We start from the raw sequence: 21,349 nt of genomic DNA on the forward strand, positions 1-21,349 counted from the left end.
CTTCCTCTCTTCTGCCGTCCGCGGGCGCGGCACCGCGCCGCCCCGGTCCTGCGCCCTGCCGCCGCCGGCGGCGCGGGATCACTCGAGAACCTCGTCCCAGCGGGAGGTCCGGGCGCCGAAGCAGAACCGGGACACGGCGGGGAGCGAGATGAAGACGATGAGCACTGCCGCGCCCGCGAGCGCGGCGACGACGAAGGCCACCCCCGCGCCCGGCGCGGCCAGCGGGATCAGCAGGACGGCCGCGGCCCCGCCCAACGCGGCGAGCGGCGGGAGGCCGCGGGAACCGAGGAGCGGAAGGTGGGTGAGCCAAAGCAGTACGACGAACACCGCGGTGGGGACGGCGACGGCGTAGGCGATCGCGAGGGAGGAGGCCGCGATGTCGTGCCCGGTCTGCTCGACCGCGACCTCCAGCCCCGCACCCAGGGCGCCGAGCGCGGCGAAGACGCCGAAATGCCCGTAGCCCCACAGGTAGGAGACGTGCCTGCGAGAGCTCAGCCCCTGCCCGGAGGGCAGCAGGGAGTACAGCCACCACAACGCGAACAGCAGCACGAGCCCGGAGACCGCGACGATCACGAGACCGCCGCTCACGTGCGACGCCTCGAGGGCTCCGCGCACGCCGTCGGACACGGCGAGCACGCTCTCGCCGAACAGGATGATCGTGAACAGGGCGTAGCGCTCGGCGATGTGGTGGGGGTGCCAGGTCGTCTCCCGCTCGCGCTCGGCCCACCACGGCACGGTGAGCTCCAGCGCGGCGAGCAGCGCGAACGAGGGGAGCTGCGCCGCGGGCGGCAGCCCTCCCGCCTCGGCGAGCAGGAGGCGGAGGCCCCAGCCGACCTCGAGCAGCCCGATGCCGCCGGCGTACCGGAGCGCGGTGCGGCGGCTCTCCGGGTGCTCGGAGGCGACCCGCAGCCACTGCGCGACGAGCGCGGCGCGCATGATGAGGTACCCGACCGTGATGAGCAGGTAGTCGCCGTGGTCGGACGCGGCGGGCACACCCGCGGCGAGGACGAGCACGCCGGCCATCTGCACCATCGTCAGCAGCCGGTAGGCGGCGTCGTCGGTGTCATAGGACGAGGCGAACCAGGTGAAGTTCATCCACGCCCACCACACGGCGAAGAACACCTGGAGGAACGGCAGGAGCCCGCTCAGCGCATGCCCTTCGGCCACGTGGTGCGCGAACTGCGCGGTGACCGCCGCCACCGCGACCACGAACGTCAGGTCGAAGAGCAGTTCAAGCTGGCTCGCGCTGCGGTGCGGCTCGTCGACGGCACGCGCGGTCATGCGCACCCGGATCCGGTACTCGGCGCCTGCCGGCGGCATGGGTGGCTCCTTCCGTCCGCGGAGCTCCCTCGGAGACCCCGTATGCCGAGAAGACAAGACGGCGTCCGCTGATGTGACACCCGGTGCGGATCCGGAGGAATCGAAAAGTGTTTCCGGAGGATCTGTCACAGCCGCCCGGAGTGCCCGGTCATAGCTGGCGACCGGGCGACGACGAGGCCCCGGCGGACAGAAGGGCCACACATGAAGATCGTGATCATCGGGGGCACCGGGCTGATCGGGTCCAAGCTCGTGGCGAAGCTCGGCGAGCACGGGCACGAGGCCGTCGCAGCCGCGCCGAACACCGGGGTGAACACGCTCACGGGGGAAGGGCTCGCGGAGGTCATGAAGGGCACGGACGTCGTGATCGACGTCTCCAACTCGCCGTCCTTCGAGGACGCCGCCGTCCTGGAGTTCTTCACGACCTCCACCGGCAACCTGCTGGCGGCGGAGAAGAAGGCCGGGGTCGGCCACCACGTCGCACTCTCGGTGGTGGGAACCGGCAGGCGCCCCGACATCGGCTACTTCGCGGCGAAGATCGCCCAAGAGGAGCTCATCAAGGAGTCGGGTATCCCCTACTCGATCGTCCACGCCACCCAGTTCTTCGAGTTCGGTCCGCGGATCGCCGACGGCGCCACCACGGGCGGCGAGGTGCACATCGCCCCCGTGGCGTTCCAGCCGATCGCCGGCGACGACGTCGCCCGGAACGTCGGCCGGACCGCGGCGGGCACACCGCTGAACGGCGCGATCGAGATCGCCGGTCCGAAGCGGTGCCGGATGGACGAGTTCTTCCGCGGCGCGCTGGCGGCCTGGGGCGACCCGCGCCAGGTCGTCACCGACCCGCACGCGCACTACTTCGGCGCCGAGCTCACCGAACTGGACCTCGTCCCCGGCGATGGCGCGGTCCTCGGCGGGACCACCTACGAGGACTGGCTGAAGACCGCCTGATCCCCCCTGCCGAAGCCCGAGAACCCCATGGCCCGCCCGCGCGGCGGCGCCGCAGACCGGAGGAAAGCCCCCGTCATGACCGCACTGGCGATGGAAGCCGAGTTCGACGACGTCGCGGGCTGGACCGCCGACGCCGTCGCACAGCTGGGGGAGCGCTACGCGATCCCGGCGGCCTGCCGCGGCAGCGCGAGCCCCGCCGCGCTGGCCTGGCTGGCCGAGGCGTGCGAACTGTCACCCGGGACCGTCCTGCTCGACGTGGGCGCGGGCGCCGGCGGCCCGGCGGCCTGGGCCGCCCGGCGGTTCGGCGTCCGGCCGATCCTGGTCGAGCCGATGCCCGCCGCGTGCCGTGCCGCGTCCCGGATGTTCGGCCTGCCCGTCATCAAGGCGGACGGCCGCAGCATGCCCCTGCCCTCCGCGTCGATCGACGCGGCCTGGTGCCTGGGCGTGCTGGACACCGTCGAGGACAAGGCGGCGCTGCTCCGCGAGATCCACCGGGTGCTGAAGCCCGGGGCGTCGCTGGGGCTGCTGGTGGTCGTGGCCCGCGACCGGCGGATCTCCCCGGTGCCCGAAGGCAACCACTTCCCCACCCAGGCCGAGCTCGCCGCCGTCCTCGCCGAGACCGGCTTCGACCTGGTCGAGCAGGTCCAACGGCCGAACGACGCGCCGCTGTCGTGGTCGCGGCGCGCGGCCCGGGTCGCCGAGGTCGTCGCGCTCCGGCACCGGGCCGAGCGCGCCTACGAGCTGGCGGCCCACCAGAGTGCGAGCTTCACCCGCCTGTTCGCGTCCGGACAGGCCTCGATCCAGCTGGTCCACGCGGTGCCGAGCCCGGCCCGCCGGACCCGACCCCCTCAGGGAGGACAGATGAGCACCCCGCCCGGTGACGGCGAGGTCGAGTTCGACCTCGAAATCGAGGTGCGGAGGGAACTCCGCGCGGCTCGGGCGAGCTGCGCGGAGGAACTCCTGGCGCAGTCGCCTGCGCAGTGGCTGTTCGACCCGGCCGAGGAGCAGGCCTACGAGGTCGAGCTGCGCGGCCTTCTCGGCGCGATACAGGAGCTGAAGCACGGCGCGGAGCCCTCGCCGACGGACCTGTCGGCGCACCCCGATCCCTTCGACCGGTGAAACGAGACCTCCGTTGCCCGACGGCGACGGCATGACGGCCGGACCGACGTTCGACTACGTCTTCGTCCACGGCGCCTGTGCCGAGTCCGCGAGCTGGAACGGCGTCATCCGGTGCCTGCACGAGTGCGGACACCGCTCGGTCGCGGTGGCCGACCCGTTGCGAGGCCTCGAGGGGACGCCGCCTACGTCCGCGACGTGATCAACGGCCTCGGCCGTCCGGTCGTCCTCGTCGGCCACTCCTACGGCGGCATGGTCATCACCGAGGCCGCCGCGGGGGTCCCTGGTCTACGTCGGGCGTTCGCCCCCGAGATCGGGGAGAGCGCCTTCGAGTCCAGTGGCTTCTTCAGCGCGGCGTAGTGCTCAGCCCGCCGCCCGTGAAGAGATCGGGATCCGCGCGGCGGCGGAAGACCCGCGGTTCGTCGTTCACGTGGAACCGCCGGGTCCCGGGGCGGCCGGTTCGGTGAGGTCCAGGCGCAGGCGGGTCAGTGTCGAGGTCTTGATCCGCCAGACGCCGCCGGTCTTGTCGTAGGTCTCGTGGTAGTGGCCGAACCCGAGGAGTTCGCGGCCGTCGGCCCAGCGGATGCGGTCCTCCATGGCCCAGATCCCGGTGGCCTCGGACGGGGAGATGATGGTGATCTCGGGGGTGTGGCAGTGGTGCACGCTCACGACGTCGGCCAAGGCCTGGCGGAGAAAGGCCATGAACGCGTCGGCGCCGGTGACCGTGCCGCCGCCCGAACCCGTGGTGTCCACCACGACGTCGTCGGTGAACAGTCGCCGCATGGCGTCCCAGTCCTTGGTGTCCAGGGTGCGGCAGTAGCGGGCCTTGAGCTGTTTGACGGCTTCCAGATCGTCCACGGGACCCCTTCAGCGACGGACGGCGTGGACGGAGGACTGGGTGGGCAGATCGGCGTAGGTGACGATGCCCGGACGCGCGGCGATGACGGCGGGGATGGCGTTGACCACGGGCATGGCCGTGATGAGCGAGCCGATGGCGAGCATGTCCTCCAGGCTCATCGACGCCATGTCCTGCGGCAGCACCTCCACTCGCAGGTTGACCTGCGGGTGGCCGCGGATCTCGATGAGGTAGGCCATGGCGATCTCCCACGCCGGGTCGAGATCGGCGGTCACGGTCCAGCGCACGTGCGCCTCGGCGACGTCCACGCCGCCGGAGGAGCCGATCCACCTGACGTCCAGTCCGGCGACGGTCCCCGCCTTGACGGAGCGTCCGGGAAGGTCCAGGTCCTTGGTCGCGTGGGCGAACCCGACCTCGCAGCGCACGTCGTCGACCGTGGTGTCGAGCAGTTCGGCCAGGGCCTCTACGGCGTCGCCGAAGGGCGCCGTCGCCTCGGCGACGTCTTCGGCGTGCCCGGCGTCTCCGGCCGGACGGCCCCAGCCGAGTCCGTCCTGGTTGGCGTCCCCCGCCCACATGCCGATGTCGAACGACTCGAAGACCTTGACGTGGTCGACGTGGCGGCAGACGCCCGAGGCGACCGCGGCCAGCTGGTCGGCGTAACCGGGGTTGACACCGCTCCCGAACAGGCTGGCGCCCCCCGCCAGGGCCGCCTCCTCCAGAGCCGACCGCGCCGCCTCGCCGTAGGCGCGCCCGGTGATGAAGGACGCGGTCGTGAGCACGTTGATGCCCGCCCGCAGCAGCCGCGCCAGATGCTCCACGTCGGGATGCAGCGGCATGTACAGGACGCAGTCGGGCGCCAGAGCGATGATCTCCTCGATGTCGTCGGTGGCGCGCACCCCCAGCGGCCGGCCGTAGCCGGCGAGCTCGCCTGCGTCCCGGCCCGCCTTCTCCTTGCTGTGGGCGTACACGCCGACGAGCTCCAGATCCGGACGCTCCACGACGGCTGCGAGCGCCTGGCGTGCGACGTTTCCCGTCGTCCACTGCACGACGCGGATGGGCCGCTCGGACGTGGTCTCCACTGTGCCTCCCTGCCGAAGGATCACCAGGGCCCGTCATGCCCGGGTGCCGCCGAGCCTAAGGTGAAAAATTGACCAGGGTCAACAATCTTCGATGCCGGGATTTCGGTAACATCTGCGGTTGTGAACGAGAGCAGGTCGAAGAAGAATGGGCGATCGCATGCTGACCAGGGTCAGCGTCGGGCGAGCCTGGCGCAGGCGCGCTCCCGCGAGACCAAGCACGCGCTCCTGCAGGCGGCGATCGCGCTGTGGCGCACCAAGGGCTTCGCCGAGACCACGGTCGCCGACATCTGCAAGGCCGCGGGGGTCTCCAAAGCGCTGTTCTACTTCTACTTCCCGCGCAAGGAGGACGCCCTCCTGGAAGCGGGGTTCCTGTCCACCCGAGACGCCCGGCACGCATGGCGCGACCTGGTCGCCCAGCCCTACGACCTGTCCGACGTGATCTACGAGGTCCTGGCGGCCCTGGAGCGGACCATGCGTCGCAACCCCCCCGAGCTGCTCATCCACGCCACCCTGGAGGGGTACCGCGCAGAGCAGCGCGCCCTGGCCGAAGACCTCTCCGACCGGCACCACACGACCAGGTTCCTCTTCCTCGGCCTGCTGGAACACGCCCAAGCCGACGGCCGGCTCCCCGCCGGCCTGGACGTGCTCCACCTCGCCCGCGTGATCCAGTCACTCCTGGAGACCGGCACCCGGCACTGGGCCGCCGGCGAATACGGCGACCGCACCTTCACAGAGGTCGTCGGCCACGACATCAACGCCTTCATCACCGGCTACAGCTCTGCCCGCACGGTGCGGGAAAGCAGGGAGACCATCTCCCTGCACGGGGATAGTCCCGATCTGGAGCGCCGCTGAGGAGCGTCCGGTTTTCAGTGCTGTCCCGTAGCCGGTACCGCCAAAGGCCCCGCGGACTGGTTCACCGGTGACATCGACGCCGTCGCCGCGGTGCTCGCCCCGTCCCGGGTCACCGTCGGCCTGGTGCACTTCATGCCCGGGGCGCGCATCCACTGGCACCGCCACGTGGTGGGTCGGGACGTTGTAAAACAATCTTGGGCCCAGGGGATCAATGATCTTGGTCATTGTGGAGGTGCGGTGCGGGACTACGGGTTCTCGGCAGAGCGGCAGCAGGAGCCGTGGCGACGGTGGAAGGACGGGGGAGCCGCTGGGAGCCATCGCTCGGGCGCCGGGGGCGGCGCCGCAACATGTGCAGCGGTTCCTCGAGTAGACGGGCGGGCTGCGGGTGCCGGCGCCGTGCGGTTCGCTGCGGGCCTGTCGGCCAGGGCGATCGCCCGGCACCTGGGGCCGCAGTGCCTCGACCGTCCGTCGGGAGATCGGCCGCAACGGGGGCTGGGAGCGCCACCGCGCTTGCTCGGCCGAGAACGCAGCGCTCCAGCGTGCCCGGCGGCATCAAGTCCCACCAGATCCGCCCCACCTGACCCGCGCCGCTCGGCGACCTGGGACCGCGGACGGGAGATGGCCGAGCACCCGCCTTTCACCGCGCAGACCGGCATGCCCGTCCACTTCTGCAAACGCCTGGCTACACAACCGATAACGAGAGCCACTCGTCGATCTCTTCCGCTGGGGGATGTCAGCGAGTCCGAGAGCCGCCTGGGCCGCTCGTGACAAAGCAGCCGAGGAGCCGGGGGCGAACATCAGAACCCGAAGTCCCGTTAGCCTGCCCTCGTGCACCTCGACCTCGTGACGCTCATCGTCGACGACTACGATCCGGCGATCGCGTTCTTCACCGGCGTTCTGGGGTTCGATCTCGCCGAGGACGCCCCTTCCCGCACCAACGACGGCCGTCCCAAACGCTGGGTCGTGGTCCGTCCACCCGCCGCACGCACGGGTTTCGTCCTGGCCCGCGCCGACGGACCCCGCCAGTCCGCCGCCGTCGGCGACCAGGCCGCGGGCCGTGTCGCGTTCTTCCTGCGCGTCGACGACTTCACCGCATTCCACGCCCGCCTGACCGCCGCGGGAGTTCCCTTCGTCGTCCCGCCCCGCGACGAACCCTACGGCCGCATCGCCGTCTTCACCGACCCCTGGGGCAACCGCTGGGACCTCCTCGGCCCTCCGCCACGCTCCTGACGCGACCCGAAGACCGACCGTCACGCAACCACCCCGAAAACCCTTCTCCGCCAGGCACGAACCACAAGCCCAGAGGCATCAGAACGATCCATCGGCTTCCAAGGACCAAGGAGCTCTAGCCCGGCTCGGTGGCTCTCGATCTCAACGATCGGACCCGCCGGATGCACGGGTTCAAGACCGCGAACGAGGTCTACGCTGACCTCTGCGGTCAGGCTGATGCGTTGACCCCCTGAGACCGCCACCGATTCTCAACACCGCCAGGTGTCGGCGTTCGCTCGATTCGGCCCGCCAGACTGTGGGCATGAACGGAAACTCTCCCGATGACGGGCTCGCCGCGAATCGCGCCCTTTGGGATGCTCGTGCCCAGGCACACGGCACGACCCCCAACGACATGCTGTACGACGTCGATTCGTTTCTGGCAGGTCGGCAGACGCTCTACGGGATCGAGCTGGAGTTGGCCGGTGATGTGACCGGCCAGGACGTGCTGCATCTGCAGTGTCACTTCGGCATGGACACCCTCAACTGGGCGCGTCTGGGTGCCAGGGTCACCGGTGTCGATTTCTCGTCGGCGGCGATCGTCCGGGCACGCGAGCTGGCCGAACTCGCCGGGCTGACCGCCGATTTCGTCGAGGCGGACACACAGAATCTACCGTCCTACCTGGCGGGCGGGTTCGATCTGGTGATCGCCACCTACGGGGTGCTGTGCTGGATCGCCGACCTTGACGCGTGGATGCGCGGTGCGGCGATGGCGCTGCGGCCGGGTGGAAGGCTGGTGCTGGTCGACCTGCATCCCGCCTACCAGACCCTCGCCAGCTACGAGCCGTTCGTTGCCGACTGGCCCTACGGCGGAGGAGAGCCCCAGCGCGAGGTCGTCACGGGCACGTATGCGGACCCGGACCTGCCGATGACCGCGCAGGAGGTGGTCCAGTACCCGCACTCGGTGGGCGAGATCGTGACAGCGGCCGCCGGAGCGGGACTGGTCATCGACCGGCTCGACGAGCACACCGAGGTCGAATTCCCCGGAAGCCGCATCCTGCCCGAAGGCCCCGACGGCACCCGCCGCTTCCCGTTCGGCGACACCTACCTCCCGATCCTCTACTCGCTGCGGGCGAGATCACCCCGAACGGCCACTACGTAACCGCCCGCAGCACGGTGCCCCGCCCACGCCGACTGGAGGACGAGCACGAGCTTGGACGGCGTCCGCACCATCACCCACGGTGTTCACCGACGCCATGGCTCTGTCAGTGAGTTCGGGACCGTGTGTCTGCGGACAGGAGAGCCGGTCTGTTCACGGACGAAGCGGTGTCGTTGTCCAGGACGGCAGAGATGAAGCAGCTGGACACACGGTTCCAGTTCAACATCACCGGAGTGGTATGTGGACGCCTCCGTTGCGGGACCCACGGTCGAACGGGGCCATCCCGGTTCGGCGGATATCAGTATTACGCTGCCCTCCGCGGACTTCCCGCAGCTTCGCAAGGACTCCGACCGCTCCGGTCAGCAGCCACATCGTTGGATTCACGGCTGTTGCTACCGAGACCCCTCCAAGGGCGAAGTGGTGACTACTCCGCAGGTCGACGCGCCGTGACGACGTGGCCGCGTGACGTTGTTCGGGTCGGGTGGCGCGTCGTAGGGAGTTCTCAGGCCACGAAGATCCGCCGGTAGAGCGCCGACAGGTGGTCGACGAGTTGCCGGCGGGTCCACTGCCGCTCGTTGAGGAGCAGGTCGATCACGTCGAACGAGCTGAGCGCGAGGAGCATGTCCGCCCCCGTCGTGATCGTCCACTGCGGGGCCAGCCGGCCCTCGTCCGCCAGCAACTCGATGGCTCGCCGGCACCCGTCGTAGCGGGACGCGGTGGCCAGCTCCCAGTGCTGGACGGCGTCCGGGTCGTGGCGGGTCGCCTGCTGGATGGCGCGGGCGGTCGGCATGATGCGCGGAAGGAAGTCGGCCGCCACCTGGGCGCGCGCGTCCAGCGCCGCGATCCCGTCTGTCGCCTCCCAAAGGGGCCGGAAGGCGGCGTCGCGGTCCTCGACCTCGTTGAGGTAGTCGAACAGTGCTGCCAGGAGGTCGCTGCGCGAGGAGAAATGCAGGTAGACGGCCCGTCGGGAGACTCCGGCGCGTTCGGCCACCGCCGCCATCGTGGCCGCCGCCGGGCCCTGCTGCTCGATCAGCTCCCGGGCGGCCTTGAGCAGTGCCTGGGAGGTGTGGCGGCTCCGTGCGTTCCGTGGGGTCTCGATGGCGGCCATGTCGACAGTCTAGCCAAAACTTCACATGGTGTGTAATTTATGAAGTGCACACCATGTGAAGTTAGGAGCATCGTGATGTCGAATCTCACCTCCCGCCGACTGATCACGGCAGGCGTCGCGGTCCGGGCGGCCACCAAGGGCGTGGGCCCCGGCCTGAAGCAGCCCGCCAGCGGCTCCGGGTCCCCGCCGACCTGCCGGTCGGCGCGGCGACTGCGCTGATCGGCTGGGGGTGTGCCGGCCCTGCTGGAACGACCCGCCACACGGCCCGACCGGCTCGGACTGGTCCTGCTGCACCTGGCGGTAGGGGCCGTGATCATCCCTGCCCCGGCCGTCACGACCCGTCGCGCCAGCTGAACCACTTGCCGCCCTCTGGGCCGCGAACTTGGAGGTTTTCATGCCCGTCGGCTATCTGATCCCTGTGGTGCTTGTCGCGCTCGGCACGCTGTTCGCGCTGCGGCCGGTGCCGTTCGAGCGGCCGCTCGGCCGTCCGAGCTACTACTTCGGCCTGGCCGCGAACGAACTGCCGTTCGCGGCCTTCTTCTGGATGCTGCTGCTCCCGACGGCGCTGGCGTTCGCCCAAGGCGACATCGACTCGGCGGGCGGCTGGGCGATCGTCGCCCTGGCCGCCGTGACCACGCCCGGGCTCGTGGTCATCGCCCATCGCGCGCTCGGCGACCGCGCGCGGATCACCCGCGCCTTGGACCAAGGGCTGGGCGCCGGATGGCGTGCCGCCCTCGACGCCGACCTCGCCGAAAAGCTGCGGCGCCGGCCGCCGCTGGCCCGCATCCTGTTCCTGCCCATCCTCAAGCGCCGGCCGGATGTGCGGCGCGTGGCCGACCTCGCCTACGGCGACGCCGGCCGCCGCAACCTGCTCGACCTCTACCACCACCGCTCACGCCCGCAGGCCGCGCCCGTCATGATCCACCTGCACGGCGGTCACTACGACAGCGGCCACAAGAACAGCCAGTCGCTTCCCCTGCTCTACCACCTCGCGAGCCAGGGCTGGGTGTGCGTCAGCGCCAACTACCGGCTACGGCCCCAAGCCCAGCATCCCGACCACCTGATCGACCTCAAGAAGATCATCGCCTGGGTCCGCGAGCACGCCCACGAGTACGGCGCCGACCCCTCCACGCTGTTCGTCGCGGGCAGTTCGGCGGGCGGCCACATGGCGGCGCTGGCCGCGCTCACCCAGGGCGACCCCGCCCTCCAGCCGGGCTTCGAAGACGCCGACACCTCCGTGACCGGCGCCGTCTACCTGAACGGCTGGTACGGCCCCTACTTCAACGGCGAACCCGGATCCTCGCCCCTCGACCACATCGGACCGGACGCCCCGCCGTTCTTCGTGGCACACGGCGACCTCGACCCGATGGTGCCCGTGACCGACGCGCGGAACTTCACCGACCGGCTACGCCAGGCCTCGAACGCCCCCGTCGTCTACGCCGAACTGCGCGGCGGCAACCACGCCTTCGACCTGTACCACTCCTTCCGCTTCGAGGCGCTCATCGACGCCATCGAGGCGTTCACCGCTCAGGTGAGATCGCAGAACAAGGTCCCCCGGCCTTAGCGCTCAACCTGCCCAGGCCGGCGACACAGACCAGTTCTGTCGGCGCGTGTCCAAGACGCCGGCACGGGGCTTGACGAACAACGGTGCCGGTGACGACCTCCCGCCCAGCCCGGCGCCCTGGTCATTGATCATGTTGAGCCGGGCGACGCCCCGCTTGCGGCCGAAGTGGCGGCGGTCGGGGCGGGTGCAGATCGACGGAACCGGGACGACGAACCGCATCCCGTCGATCGCCGCGACCGGCCCGCCCGCCGAGCGCAGAGGCGAAGCCGATCCGGGCCTGGCGTTCGATGAGCGGCGCGTTCGCGGCGGTGTAGGTCTCGGCCGACAGGTAGTTCCGGGCGACGTGGGGGAGCCGTCCGCGCTCCAGCGCCGCTTTAAAGCCTGGGCGGCCTGCCACTTCGCGCCGCCCAGGAGCCGGCCGCGCGGATCCTTGGGTGGCACGGACCCGAGCGGGGCCCCTTGGCCGCCGGGCGGCATCGGTTCGTCGGATGCCGCCCGGCAGCCGGTCAAGCTGCCCGGTGCGTCATCGGCTGAGGCGGCCGAAGAACAGGCTGCCCGGGGTGTCGAGGTCGGAGGAGTAGAAGAACTCCCGAATCGCGCGGATGAACTCGTGGCGGCTGATCTCCCCGTTGCCGTCGGTGTCGAGTTCGGTGAACGCATCCATGGCACTGGGGTCGGAGATCGCCCACACGTCGAGGTACTGCTTGAACTCCGTCTTGCTGATGGCGTTGTCGCCGTTGGTGTCCATGACGTCGAAGATGGCGTGCGCAAGGCCTTCGACCATGTTGAAGCGGCTGGTGTCGACGCTGGCCGCGCGGTTGGCCTGGCGGAACTGCTCCTTGCTCAGGCGCTCCTGGCCATCGGCGTGACGCAGCAGCTCCATCCAGTACATCTGGTAGCCGATCGTCAGCGCCTGCGCCCTGCGGTCGTTCCTGTCGATCTTGTAGGAGGACAGGTAGCGGTCGACGATCCGCTGGTAGTCGCTCCACCCGACGTAGCCGTCACGGTCGGTGTCGGTCGCGGTGAACAGCTGGTCCAGCTTCAACGCGATCGGGTCGGTGGTGGCGGTCATGGTCATGGTCGTCCCTCGCTCTCGTGACATGGTGTGCGCCTGCGAACCCTGCAGGTGCGCTGGGTATCTGGTCTATCACTCTGTGCGATCAAGGGGGGTGCCGGGGTGTCGGCGGATGCATGAGCACTTCTCCCTGGAGGCGGGGGAGGTCCTGGTGGAGACCAACGACCCCCGGACCCGGACGCTGACGATCCGGCCGGAGAAGGCCGCCACTTCCAGCCGCGCGAAGCCGTCACAGTGGCGGTTCCTGCCCGGTGTCCCGCACACGCGCGCCGCCGAGTTCGACGGCTCGCCCTACGAGGTGATTCCCAACGGCTCCACGTGCTGACTCCATCCGTGCGGGCGGTTCCGGACCGGCTCATCGACGCCGGCCCGGGACCGCTGCCACCTCGCGGTGCTACGTCACCGAGGCGAGACCATGGCCACCGCAATCCTAGGAGGAGGCCAAAGACTCTCAGCTGCCGAATGGCCAGCCACTCGGGCCGAGCGACAAGTGCTGGTTTCGTGCCACCATCGGGCGGGCGTACAGCACCGCTTCATCTCCACCTTCACGTTGCTCAACGGCACATGGCTCGGCTGGCGCCGTTCGTGCACTCCCACCTGGGCGTCCATGGGACTTGCACCTTCGCCCTGCCCGACCTCGCGCCCGGCGCCATCCGCGACCTGCGTGATCCCGACGGTGTCGAAGAGGGGTCCCAGTGGCAATCGCGGAAAAGCCAACGGACCTACCTCTGACCCGCCTCGATGGCCTGGAGGCCTGAAGCCATGGCGAGCCGCGAGGTAGCCTGGGATCTTCCCCCGCCGCCAGGTCCGACAGACGCCTCGTGAGGCGCGGAAGGCGGGTGCCGTGACGCAGGAGCAGGATGGGTTCGCCGAGCACGCGGAGCCGCCCTGGACGTCGCCCGGGGAGATCTCGGTCCGGGAGCTGCCGCTGCCCGCGCGCGTCCGGGACGCCCTCGAGCGGGCCGGGCTGGGCCGCGCCGCCGCGGCCGACGGATACGGCGCCGCCGACCTGATGCTTCAGGCACCGCTCCTCACCCCGCAGGCCGCGCAGGCGGTGAAGGCGGTCCTCGATCTCCTAGCCGCGATGGCCGGCGACGACGACCTGATCGGGGAGCATCACTGCACCGCGGGCAGCCCTCCAACGCTCTACGAACTCGCGGCGCTCCCCATCGAGGAACTCGACCTGCCCGTGCGCCCCTACAACCTGCTCAAGCGAGCGGGCCTGCACTCCCTCGGCGACCTCTGGGAGGTGCGCGGCCCGCGGCTGGCCGAAGCGGTCCCGCTCCTGGACCCGGATGGCCTCGCCACGATCGAGGGCGCACTCGTCCGCATGGACGCCGACCGGCGCGCAGGCGGCGGCCCTGGCGGAACCGCAACACCCTGACCTGCAAGAACGTCCGGCTACGCACCGAACGGGGGAACCTCAGGCCGGCCACCTGGTCAAGGCGATCGCCGTCCTGCAGAACCACCGAACCACTCAAGGCGCCCGAGGATGAAAGACGCTCAAGGTCCGTGCCCGTCGAACGGGGGCGACATCAATCGCGTACGGCCTCGTCCTCCGCGGCCGTGCCGCCCAGGCGTGCGCCCCGCAGGTTCGCTCCCGTCAGATCCGCCCCGACGAGGTCCGCGTGCTCCAGGAGAGCGCCTCGCAGGTCCGCCCCGCTCAGATCCGCGTTCCCCAGGCGAGCCCTGCTCAGGGCGGCCCCGGGTAGGCTCGCGCCCGCCAGTCGCACGCCGCGCATGTCATGTCCCAGCTCGGCCCCGTCCAGTCGCGCCTCCGCCAGGTCCGCTCCGGTCAGGTTCGCCCCGAACAGGTGGGCCCCGTTCAGTCCGGCGCACCGGAGGTCCGTCCCCTCCAGCCCGGCGTTGCTCAGACTCGCCCCTTCCAGCCGGGCGTCGCGCAGGTTCGCCTCCCGCAGTTCTGCGCCTCCCAGGTCCGCCCCACTCAGGTTCGCGCGCCGCAGGTCCGCTCCGCCCAGATTCGTGCCGTCCAGGTCCGCCCCTCTCAGATCCGCCTTCCTCAGATCTGCTCCCCGCAGGTCGGAGCCGCCCAGCCGGGCCCCGCACAGGTCGGCTCCACACAGGTTCGCTCCGCGCAGGTCCGTCCCGCCCAGGAGGGCTCCCCGCAGTCTCGCCCCGCTCAGATCCGCGCCGTCCAGCCTCGCCCCCGTCAGGTCGATGCCTCTCAGCAGGGCCCTCGCGAGGAAGGCGCCGCTCAGTACCGCATGGGGAAGAACCGCGCCGGACAGGTCGACGAGGCGGGTGTCGAGCCCGGTGTCCCGCCGTGCCAGGGCGGTGAGTGCCGCCTGCAGGTCGGGACCCACGCCGGTTCGTCGGCGCGGACGGAGAGGGCGAGACGGGACGGCCGGCGCCTCATGCGCCCGCTCGTGGACGAAGGCGATGAGAACGGCCATGATCGCGGGCTGTTCCCGGGGGTGCTCCCGTGCGACGCGCTCCAGCGCGACGACGCCTTCCAGCCGCGCGCCCGGCTCGGCGGACCTCAGCCGCTCCGCCAAGGCGGAGCGGAGCTCGGACAGATCGTGATCGGACATGCGAGATGAGATCTCGTAAAGACCGCAGGAGTTCCCGTGGAGGCGGAGAAACCGCCGCGGCGCGGCTCCGATCCGTTCAGGCCCCGGAGTCCTCCGACCGGCCTTGCCGCGGCCCAAGAGGAAATGAGTCCATACTCCGTCTCTCCGACCATTGCCGCATTTAATCCCCGGGAAACAGTCGCGTCTTACAGTGCGGGAATGACGGTTCCTTTCATGCTCGACCTCGACCGGGTCTTCACCGCTCCCGAACCCTGGGCGGCGCTCGCGGCCGAGGGGGAGAAGGGGTGGATCGCGGAAAGCCCCTTCGGCATGCACGTCCTGGGGTTCGACGCGGCCGTGGAGGTCCTGCGGGATCGCCGCTTCGAGATCGACGTGACGACCGTGCTCGACGGCGCCGGGGTCTCCGATCCGGAGATCCGCGCCTTGTGGGTGTCGGCGCTGCTGGGATCGCCGCCCGAGGTGCACGACCGGCTCCGCCGGATCGTCGCGCCCTATTTCTCGCGCCGGGTGGTGGCCTATCGAGGTTTTCCCAGCGGGTTTCAGCTGATCATGCGGTGTTCGAAATGGGTGAGGACGAGGGCCGCGGCGACCAGGTCGCCGAGTCTGCCGGGGCTGAGGCTGGTGTGTTTCAACGCGGTCCAGCGTTCGACCAGGAGGACGAAACCGCGTTCTCCCAGGCAGCGCAGAGAGCGTTGCAGCGCATTGCGGGTGCGGTTGGTGTGGGATAGGACGTTGCCGTCGGTGGGCTGGGCGAACGGGATGATGACGCCGTGGCCTGCGCCTTGGTAGCCGGGGTCGGCCAGGACGGGCAGAACGCCGGCCAGCGGGTAGAGGGCGGGCAGAACGTGCCGGCGGGCGGCTTCGATATCGACGACGCCGCCGGGCTCGACCGGACTGGTCCACAGCAGCAGCCCGTCAGGGCGGGCGAGGCCTTGGACGTTGCCGCCGAAGCCGCCGGTCTTTCCCGAATACCAGGCGTCGATCGTCTGGCCTTGCACGGAGGTGGTGGTGATGCGGCACCGGTCGGTGGCGAAGACCTTGCCGTCCAGCACCAGGTGCGGCCATCCGTCCGCGACCGCCCGTTCCAGGGCCTCGTGCAGGTCGGGGGCCTGGTCCGGCCAGGACATCGACGACCTCGTGGAGGTAGCGGTAGGCGGTCGGCTGCGAGGAGCAGTACCGAGCCTCACACGACGCCGGCTGTCCCATCTCACCGCAGCTGGCCGTGCTGCGGGGGGAACCTCAGCCTGCTTCCAGCAGGTCAGCGCTCTGCTTCCCGTCGGCGTTCCGACCGCGCGGCGCTCTTGGCGCAGCAGTGCCGAGACGTAGCGAACCAGGTCCCTGGAGACGTCGAGCATGGCAGGATGGGCGATCACGTGCGGCCTTTCGGGCGGGAAGCAGTTTGTGGTGAACCACTTCCTACCGAGGGCCCCATTCTTGTTTCAGGCGTTTCCCATAGGTGCCGAACCCACCGCTATGCCCACTACGTCACCACAGGTCAGATCACTTCCCCTGGGAAAACCTCAGTCGCGACGTACCGGGCGGCGATGGTGCGGACGGCCTCGTCGACTACCTGAGCGACGCGTTCGGCGCTCACCTCCCAGTCCGGCACTAGGAGTGTTGGCCAGAAGACGTAGTTGGAGATCATGCCCAGGAATTGGGTGGCTGCGAGGTCCACGTCCTCGACCCGCACCGTTCCCGCCTCGTGCTCAGCCAGGAGGTAGCTGCGTACGGACTCGAAGTAGGGCATCTTCCCGTGCGAGAACTGCGCATGGGCCAGTTCCGGGAACCGCGGCAGCTCGGCGATGACGATCCGGAACAGGTCGGTCATCTGGGGCTGGCTCAACAGCTCGGCGTAACGGCGACCGATGGCGCTGAGCCCGTCGACGACGTTGCCTGCCGGCGGAGGTTCTTCCTCGTCAGCGGTTGCCCAGGACTCGGTGACGATGGCGTCGAACAGGGCGGCCTTGCTCGGAAATTGCTTGAACAAGGTGGCCCGCGAGACACCCGAGCGCTCTGCGATCCGCGCCAGCGACGTCCGGTCATAGCCCAACTCGAGGAACAGTGCGGTCGCGGCCGTCACGATCAGCGCGCGCTTTTCCTGGGCGACGCGCTGGTGGTACGTCGGTATAACCCCGCTCATGGACCGAGTATACGAGGTGAGTGGCTTGACTCGCCACTGTCGCCGACCTAGTGTCAAGGCAGTGGTGAGTCACTCGGCTCGCCATCGGCCGGCCGTTCATCGCCGATGATCCCGGTCAGTCACCCACGTACCGAAGGAACATCTGATGAACCGCTTCGACAACCAGACCGTGCTCGTGACCGGGGGGACCGGTGGCCAGGGATCGAGCCACGTACGCGCCTTTCACTCGGAGGGAGCGAACGTGGTGATCGGTGACATCGACACCGAACGCGGCGCCGCTCTCGCCGACGAGCTCGGGACCCGCGCTCACTTCACCCGCCTCGACGTCACCGACGAGAGTTCGTGGTCCGCCGCTGTGCTAGCCGCCGAGAGCGCCTTCGGCGCCCTGAACGTGCTCGTCAACAACGCGGGCGTCCAGAACCCGCCAGCGCCGATCGAGAACACGGACCAGACCACGTGGTCTCGTATCCTCGACATCAACCTCACAGGAACCTTCCTCGGCATCAAGGTCGCCGCCCCCGCTCTGCGCCGCGCAACAGGGGGAGCCATCGTCAACATCGCCTCGACGATGGGCCTGGGCGGCACGGCGCACTACGCGCCGTACGTCGTCAGCAAGTGGGCCGTGCGAGGCCTTACCCGAACGGCAGCGCTCGAGCTCGGCCGGGACCACATCCGCGTGAACACCATCCACCCCGGCGTGATCGCGACCCCCTTCATCCACGAACCAGCAGCCGGCGCCACCGCGGCAATCGCCGACTTCTACTCACCCGAGCCGTTCGCCATCCCCCGACTTGGAGAGCCGACCGACGTCACCCGGCTTCTCCTGTTCCTCACGTCATCAGACGCGTCATTCATCACGGGGTCGGAGTACGTCATCGACGGTGGACTCCTCCTCGGGCCCGCCCTTCAGACCGAGACCGCGTGAGCAGTCCAGACACGACCGGATGGAACGACTCCGCACGTGAGGCGTCTTTGTCGCACCTGCCCGATCACATCCGGCGAGCCATCGAGATCACACCCGCCGCAGGCACCAGCGAACGGATCATCGACATCACGACGCTGGGGCGCCGCACCGGCCGGCCACGCCGCATCGAGATCTTCTTCTACCGAGCTGCGGGCACCACCTACCTGTGTAGCGGCGCCGGCGGTGGGGCGACCGACTGGCATGCGAACCTTCTCGCCAATCCCAACTTCACCTTCCACCTCAAGAACGGGATCCGCGCAGATCTGCCTGCACGGGCCACGCCTGTCACCGACCCAGCTGAACGTCAGGCCGTGCTGGCGGAGATCGTCGCGGATCTCAATCAGCCCCACGACCCCGGCACCATCCGGCCGACCCGGCTCGAAGACTGGGCTGACAGTCGGCTGATGCGCATCAGCTTCCGCCATCGGCCGTGATCGCAGATCCCTCGACAGATGACCCACTCCCAGGGACTGGGGTGCAGGCGCGGCTAGAGCATCTCTTCGCCAGATGAGGGTGTAACTGGCGCGGCGGTCCCAGATGGTAGCCGCCCCGGCATCCGTGATGGGAGCCGGGGCAGGAGGAGCTCGTGCCGCCCTGGTTCGGCGCCGCGCTGGCCCGCATGCAGCTGACCGCCGCCCTGGAGGTCCTCACCCGGTCCTGGGAGCGCGTCGAGCTCGCCGGCGACCCGGGCATCGACACCACCTTCGGCGCCCTCACCTTCCAACGCCTTCCCATCCGTGTGACCCCTGCTGCCCTGCAGACCACCTGAGCCATAAGGCCGGGTAGCGCCTACCTGGATCTCGACGAGGGACTCCGCGCGGGCGCGTGCAGTCGAGGACGGCCGGACGGGACGGCCATGCCGCTGGACCTGTACCGTTCGGCGAAACGGGGAACCGGCAAGGCGAGGCGGCTCGCCTTGGAGAGGAGCACTCGTGGATTCTGTGCAGGGCCGAACCGGCTCCGGGCAGTACTGGCAAGGATGGACCGTCGACGAGCCGGCAGGCGTCGTCATCCTGGTACACGGAGTGCACGAACACGGCGGACGCTACGAACGGGTCGCCGAACGGCTCGCGGACGCGGGCTACGCCTCCTACGCCGTCGACCACCCCGGGCACGGGCGTTCGCCCGGACGGCGCGGCGACATCGGCAGCATGGACGCCACTGTCGGCGGTGTCGCCGAACTCGTGACGGCGGCCGCCCGGCAGCACCCGACGGTGCCGTTGTTCGTGTACGGACACAGCCTCGGAGGGCTGGTCGCCCTCACCTACCTCACCGGCGACCCGCATCCCCGCGTCGCCGGTGCCGTCATCTCCGCCCCGGCGCTGGACACGAGCGCGTCCAACGCGGTCCAGCGCGCGTTCGCCCCCATGCTGTCCCGCCTCCTGCCCGGTCTGGGCGTCCTCGCCCTGGACGTCGACGCGGTCAGCCGCGATCCGGAGGTCGTGGCCGCCTACCGCGCCGACCCGCTCAACCACATGGGCAAGATCGTCGCCCGTACCGGCGCCGAGATTCTGACCGCGGCCACCGCCATGCCCGCCCGGCTGCGCCGCCTCACCCTGCCGCTGCTGGTCCTGCACGGCGGGGACGACCGGCTCATGCCCGTCAGCGCCTCCGAGCTGGTCCGCGACCACGCGGCCTCCACCGACCTCACCCTCCGCGTCTGGGACGGCCTCTACCACGAACCCCACAACGAGCCCGAGCAGGCCGAGGTCCTCAACGAGATCGTCGCCTGGCTCGACGCCCGCCTCCCGGCGTCCTGAGCCCATCGCGGACCGGCGCCGCACGGAATCCGATCGGTCCGTGTCGAGGATTTCGAGCCTGAGAACGTGCGGTCCCGTCCAGGTCCACGGACACGGCCCGTGGTCCACGGTAACGGCGGGCCGCACTGAGGACGGACTGTGTTCCGCTGTCCTCGTGTACAGGCCCCGAACGTGCTTCGTTCACATGCTCGTCGCCGCTGCGGGTGCTGAGGAAGGAGTCTCGAACCGGGCGAACCATCAGTCGTCGGGAAGACCTGGGCCAGGCGGTCGCGTACCTCCTGGCGGACCGACGCTTCGCCGTGTCGGAGTATCGGCGCCCAGCAGTGCTCGCGTACGGCTTCGTGGCGTGACGTGTTGACGCAATGATTGCATCATTGCTTCATGTTGTCCCCTACTCCGGTGCTGGACTCTGAGGATCAGAGCGTTCTCGAAGAGATCGAGCAGATGCGCCATGTGCTGCGCTACCAGGTGCGTGTGCCCGCGAAGTGGACGGACGGTCTGCGGAAGTTCCTCACGGCGGACGCGGTCGCCGCCTCCAACTCGATCGAGGGTTTCCGCGTGTCCACTGTGGACGTGGCGGACCTGATGGAGGGGGAGCGTGATGTCGAGGTGTCGGAGGAGGATCGTGAGGAGACGCTGGCGTGCCAGCGGATGATGACCTATATCCAGTCCCTTCGCGATGTGCAGGACTTCTCCTATGGCAAGGGGTTGCTGAACGGGCTCCACTGGATGCTCCAGGGGCATCGTCACACCGTGAGGAAGTCGGCGGGCCAATGGCGCAGAGGGCCCGTCTACGTCACGGACACGCGAGACCCGAGCATCGCCGCCTACACGGCCCCTGACGAGTCCGAGGTTCCCGCCCTGATGGCGGAGCTCGTCGACTGGTTGAACACCGATGACGGGACGCACCCGCTGGTGCGGGCCGCCATGGCCCATCTGCATCTGGTGTCGATCCATCCGTGGAGCGACGGGAACGGGCGGATGTCCCGCTCCCTGCAGACCCTGATGATCGCCCGGGAGGGCGTCCTGGCTCCGGAGTTCTCCTCGATCGAGGCGTGGCTGGGCCGTCCGGGCAACACCTGGGAGTACTACCGGGAGCTCGGTGCCCGCGGCGCCGTCTACCTTCCCGACCAGGACGTCCACAGCTGGGTCCGCTTCAACCTGACCGCCTACCACCAGCAGGCCCAGACCGTGCGCGCCCGCATCGACCGATCCGGCAAGGTCTGGACGCTCCTGTCTGACTTCGTGGAAGGCACGTCGTTCGATGAGCGCGTCATCTCGGCGCTGCACGAGGTGGCGATGAGCGGCCGTGTCCGGCGTCTGCGCTACGAGCACGCCGAGGCCCTGACCACCCAGCAGGCCCAGCGCGACCTGCGCGACCTCGTTGCGGCGGGAGTCCTCGAGCCGGTGGGCCGCACCAGGGCCCGCTACTACAAGGCCGGCGAACGTTTCCCCCCGGCCGCATTGGAGACGGCCCGCACCCCGATCACGCTGGCCTCGCCCTATCGGCCATGACGAACTTTCTCGTGGAGCGATAGGCGGCTCGGGATCGTCGCCGAGGCAGGCGGAGAGCAGACCGTAGCCGAGGTCCGCGAGCGCAACCAGTCCTGGGTGTGTTTAGCGAACGGTGGGACAGGTTGTCGTCGCTGGTCA

25 protein-coding genes are annotated in these 21,349 nt (G+C 69.7%); 16 read left to right on the forward strand and 9 right to left on the reverse strand.

Going from position 1 to position 21,349, the window contains the following annotated elements:
* Positions 1-78: 78 nt before the first annotated feature.
* Entirely contained in the window at positions 79-1,320 is a 1,242-nt protein-coding gene (locus C2865_RS23180) for a low temperature requirement protein A (RefSeq protein WP_106400627.1), read from the reverse strand.
* A gap of 201 nt (positions 1,321-1,521) precedes the next feature.
* On the opposite strand from C2865_RS23180, the gene C2865_RS23185 reads away from it, so the two are divergent.
* The 4 genes from C2865_RS23185 (at position 1,522) to C2865_RS23195 (ending at position 3,741) form a co-directional block, all read left to right on the forward strand.
* Positions 1,522-2,265: an SDR family oxidoreductase gene (locus tag C2865_RS23185; RefSeq protein WP_106400628.1), complete on the forward strand. Its 744-nt coding sequence runs from the start codon at positions 1,522-1,524 to the stop codon at positions 2,263-2,265.
* Positions 2,266-2,340: 75 nt separating this feature from the next.
* Positions 2,341-3,384, forward strand: a complete 1,044-nt coding sequence (locus C2865_RS23190) for a class I SAM-dependent methyltransferase (RefSeq protein ID WP_157963883.1) — start codon at positions 2,341-2,343, stop codon at positions 3,382-3,384.
* 13 nt (positions 3,385-3,397) lie between these two features.
* On the forward strand, positions 3,398-3,583 hold the full coding sequence (locus C2865_RS40155; RefSeq protein WP_198653552.1) for a hypothetical protein: 186 nt from the start codon (positions 3,398-3,400) through the stop codon (positions 3,581-3,583).
* A complete protein-coding gene (locus tag C2865_RS23195) occupies positions 3,580-3,741 on the forward strand; it encodes an alpha/beta fold hydrolase (protein ID WP_232835767.1) in 162 nt (53 codons plus the stop codon). The genes C2865_RS40155 and C2865_RS23195 overlap by 4 nt, the downstream gene beginning before the upstream one ends.
* Before the next feature lie 66 nt (positions 3,742-3,807).
* Here C2865_RS23195 and C2865_RS23200 read toward each other — a convergent pair whose 3' ends face one another.
* Together C2865_RS23200 and C2865_RS23205 are read right to left on the reverse strand one after the other, a co-directional pair.
* Complete coding sequence (locus C2865_RS23200) at positions 3,808-4,239, reverse strand: nuclear transport factor 2 family protein (RefSeq protein WP_106400630.1); 432 nt, start codon at positions 4,237-4,239, stop codon at positions 3,808-3,810.
* 9 nt (positions 4,240-4,248) lie between these two features.
* Positions 4,249-5,316 (reverse strand): NAD(P)H-dependent amine dehydrogenase family protein, encoded by a 1,068-nt coding sequence (locus C2865_RS23205; protein WP_106400631.1) that lies wholly within the window; start codon positions 5,314-5,316, stop codon positions 4,249-4,251.
* Between the two features lie 120 nt (positions 5,317-5,436).
* Here C2865_RS23205 and C2865_RS23210 point away from each other — a divergent pair, with 120 nt between their 5' ends.
* The 3 genes from C2865_RS23210 (at position 5,437) to C2865_RS23225 (ending at position 8,536) form a co-directional block, all read left to right on the forward strand.
* A complete protein-coding gene (locus tag C2865_RS23210; RefSeq protein ID WP_106400632.1) occupies positions 5,437-6,168 on the forward strand; it encodes a TetR/AcrR family transcriptional regulator in 732 nt (243 codons plus the stop codon).
* Between the two features lie 828 nt (positions 6,169-6,996).
* On the forward strand, positions 6,997-7,398 hold the full coding sequence (locus tag C2865_RS23220) for a VOC family protein (protein WP_106400633.1): 402 nt from the start codon (positions 6,997-6,999) through the stop codon (positions 7,396-7,398).
* Between the two features lie 301 nt (positions 7,399-7,699).
* The gene (locus C2865_RS23225) at positions 7,700-8,536 is read left to right on the forward strand and encodes a class I SAM-dependent methyltransferase (protein ID WP_106400634.1); all 837 of its coding nucleotides are present in this window, start codon (positions 7,700-7,702) and stop codon (positions 8,534-8,536) included.
* A 499-nt stretch (positions 8,537-9,035) separates the two neighbouring features.
* Here C2865_RS23225 and C2865_RS23230 read toward each other — a convergent pair whose 3' ends face one another.
* Complete coding sequence (locus tag C2865_RS23230) at positions 9,036-9,641, reverse strand: TetR/AcrR family transcriptional regulator (protein WP_106400635.1); 606 nt, start codon at positions 9,639-9,641, stop codon at positions 9,036-9,038.
* A 75-nt stretch (positions 9,642-9,716) separates the two neighbouring features.
* On the opposite strand from C2865_RS23230, the gene C2865_RS39545 reads away from it, so the two are divergent.
* A complete protein-coding gene (locus tag C2865_RS39545) occupies positions 9,717-9,860 on the forward strand; it encodes a hypothetical protein (RefSeq protein ID WP_157963884.1) in 144 nt (47 codons plus the stop codon).
* Positions 9,861-10,035: 175 nt separating this feature from the next.
* Positions 10,036-11,205: an alpha/beta hydrolase gene (locus C2865_RS23235; protein WP_106400636.1), complete on the forward strand. Its 1,170-nt coding sequence runs from the start codon at positions 10,036-10,038 to the stop codon at positions 11,203-11,205.
* Between the two features lie 3 nt (positions 11,206-11,208).
* Here C2865_RS23235 and C2865_RS41750 read toward each other — a convergent pair whose 3' ends face one another.
* Both C2865_RS41750 and C2865_RS23240 read right to left on the reverse strand, forming a co-directional pair.
* Positions 11,209-11,682, reverse strand: a complete 474-nt coding sequence (locus C2865_RS41750) for a Tn3 family transposase (RefSeq protein WP_110554886.1) — start codon at positions 11,680-11,682, stop codon at positions 11,209-11,211.
* Positions 11,683-11,728: 46 nt separating this feature from the next.
* Positions 11,729-12,307 (reverse strand): EF-hand domain-containing protein, encoded by a 579-nt coding sequence (locus C2865_RS23240; protein ID WP_198653527.1) that lies wholly within the window; start codon positions 12,305-12,307, stop codon positions 11,729-11,731.
* An 85-nt stretch (positions 12,308-12,392) separates the two neighbouring features.
* Here C2865_RS23240 and C2865_RS23245 point away from each other — a divergent pair, with 85 nt between their 5' ends.
* Positions 12,393-12,605: a hypothetical protein gene (locus C2865_RS23245; RefSeq protein WP_106400637.1), complete on the forward strand. Its 213-nt coding sequence runs from the start codon at positions 12,393-12,395 to the stop codon at positions 12,603-12,605.
* A gap of 519 nt (positions 12,606-13,124) precedes the next feature.
* Positions 13,125-13,664, forward strand: a complete 540-nt coding sequence (locus C2865_RS41995; protein ID WP_198653528.1) for a DNA-directed RNA polymerase subunit alpha C-terminal domain-containing protein — start codon at positions 13,125-13,127, stop codon at positions 13,662-13,664.
* Positions 13,665-13,815: 151 nt separating this feature from the next.
* Here C2865_RS41995 and C2865_RS23255 read toward each other — a convergent pair whose 3' ends face one another.
* The 3 genes from C2865_RS23255 to C2865_RS23265 all read right to left on the reverse strand — a co-directional run bounded on the left by C2865_RS23255 (position 13,816) and on the right by C2865_RS23265 (position 16,972).
* The gene (locus C2865_RS23255) at positions 13,816-14,832 is read right to left on the reverse strand and encodes a pentapeptide repeat-containing protein (RefSeq protein ID WP_106400638.1); all 1,017 of its coding nucleotides are present in this window, start codon (positions 14,830-14,832) and stop codon (positions 13,816-13,818) included.
* 539 nt (positions 14,833-15,371) lie between these two features.
* A complete protein-coding gene (locus C2865_RS23260) occupies positions 15,372-15,959 on the reverse strand; it encodes a transposase family protein (RefSeq protein WP_232835768.1) in 588 nt (195 codons plus the stop codon).
* A gap of 368 nt (positions 15,960-16,327) precedes the next feature.
* The gene (locus tag C2865_RS23265; protein ID WP_106400640.1) at positions 16,328-16,972 is read right to left on the reverse strand and encodes a TetR/AcrR family transcriptional regulator; all 645 of its coding nucleotides are present in this window, start codon (positions 16,970-16,972) and stop codon (positions 16,328-16,330) included.
* A 145-nt stretch (positions 16,973-17,117) separates the two neighbouring features.
* Here C2865_RS23265 and C2865_RS23270 point away from each other — a divergent pair, with 145 nt between their 5' ends.
* The 5 genes from C2865_RS23270 (at position 17,118) to C2865_RS23290 (ending at position 21,211) form a co-directional block, all read left to right on the forward strand.
* Positions 17,118-17,897, forward strand: coding sequence for a glucose 1-dehydrogenase (locus tag C2865_RS23270; RefSeq protein ID WP_106400641.1), 780 nt, complete (start codon positions 17,118-17,120; stop codon positions 17,895-17,897).
* Positions 17,894-18,370: a nitroreductase/quinone reductase family protein gene (locus C2865_RS23275; RefSeq protein ID WP_106400642.1), complete on the forward strand. Its 477-nt coding sequence runs from the start codon at positions 17,894-17,896 to the stop codon at positions 18,368-18,370. Before C2865_RS23270 ends, C2865_RS23275 begins: the two co-directional genes overlap by 4 nt.
* Positions 18,371-18,522: 152 nt before the next feature.
* Positions 18,523-18,705, forward strand: coding sequence for a hypothetical protein (locus C2865_RS23280; protein WP_106400643.1), 183 nt, complete (start codon positions 18,523-18,525; stop codon positions 18,703-18,705).
* A gap of 163 nt (positions 18,706-18,868) precedes the next feature.
* Positions 18,869-19,696 carry an alpha/beta hydrolase gene (locus C2865_RS23285; RefSeq protein ID WP_106400644.1) on the forward strand — a complete coding sequence of 276 codons (828 nt, stop codon included), beginning with the start codon at positions 18,869-18,871 and terminating at the stop codon, positions 19,694-19,696.
* A 399-nt stretch (positions 19,697-20,095) separates the two neighbouring features.
* Positions 20,096-21,211: a Fic family protein gene (locus tag C2865_RS23290; protein WP_232835769.1), complete on the forward strand. Its 1,116-nt coding sequence runs from the start codon at positions 20,096-20,098 to the stop codon at positions 21,209-21,211.
* Positions 21,212-21,349: the final 138 nt, after the last annotated feature.

It is taken from the genome of Actinocorallia populi (assembly GCF_002995495.1).
In the GTDB taxonomy this organism is placed as follows: domain Bacteria; phylum Actinomycetota; class Actinomycetes; order Streptosporangiales; family Streptosporangiaceae; genus Actinocorallia; species Actinocorallia populi.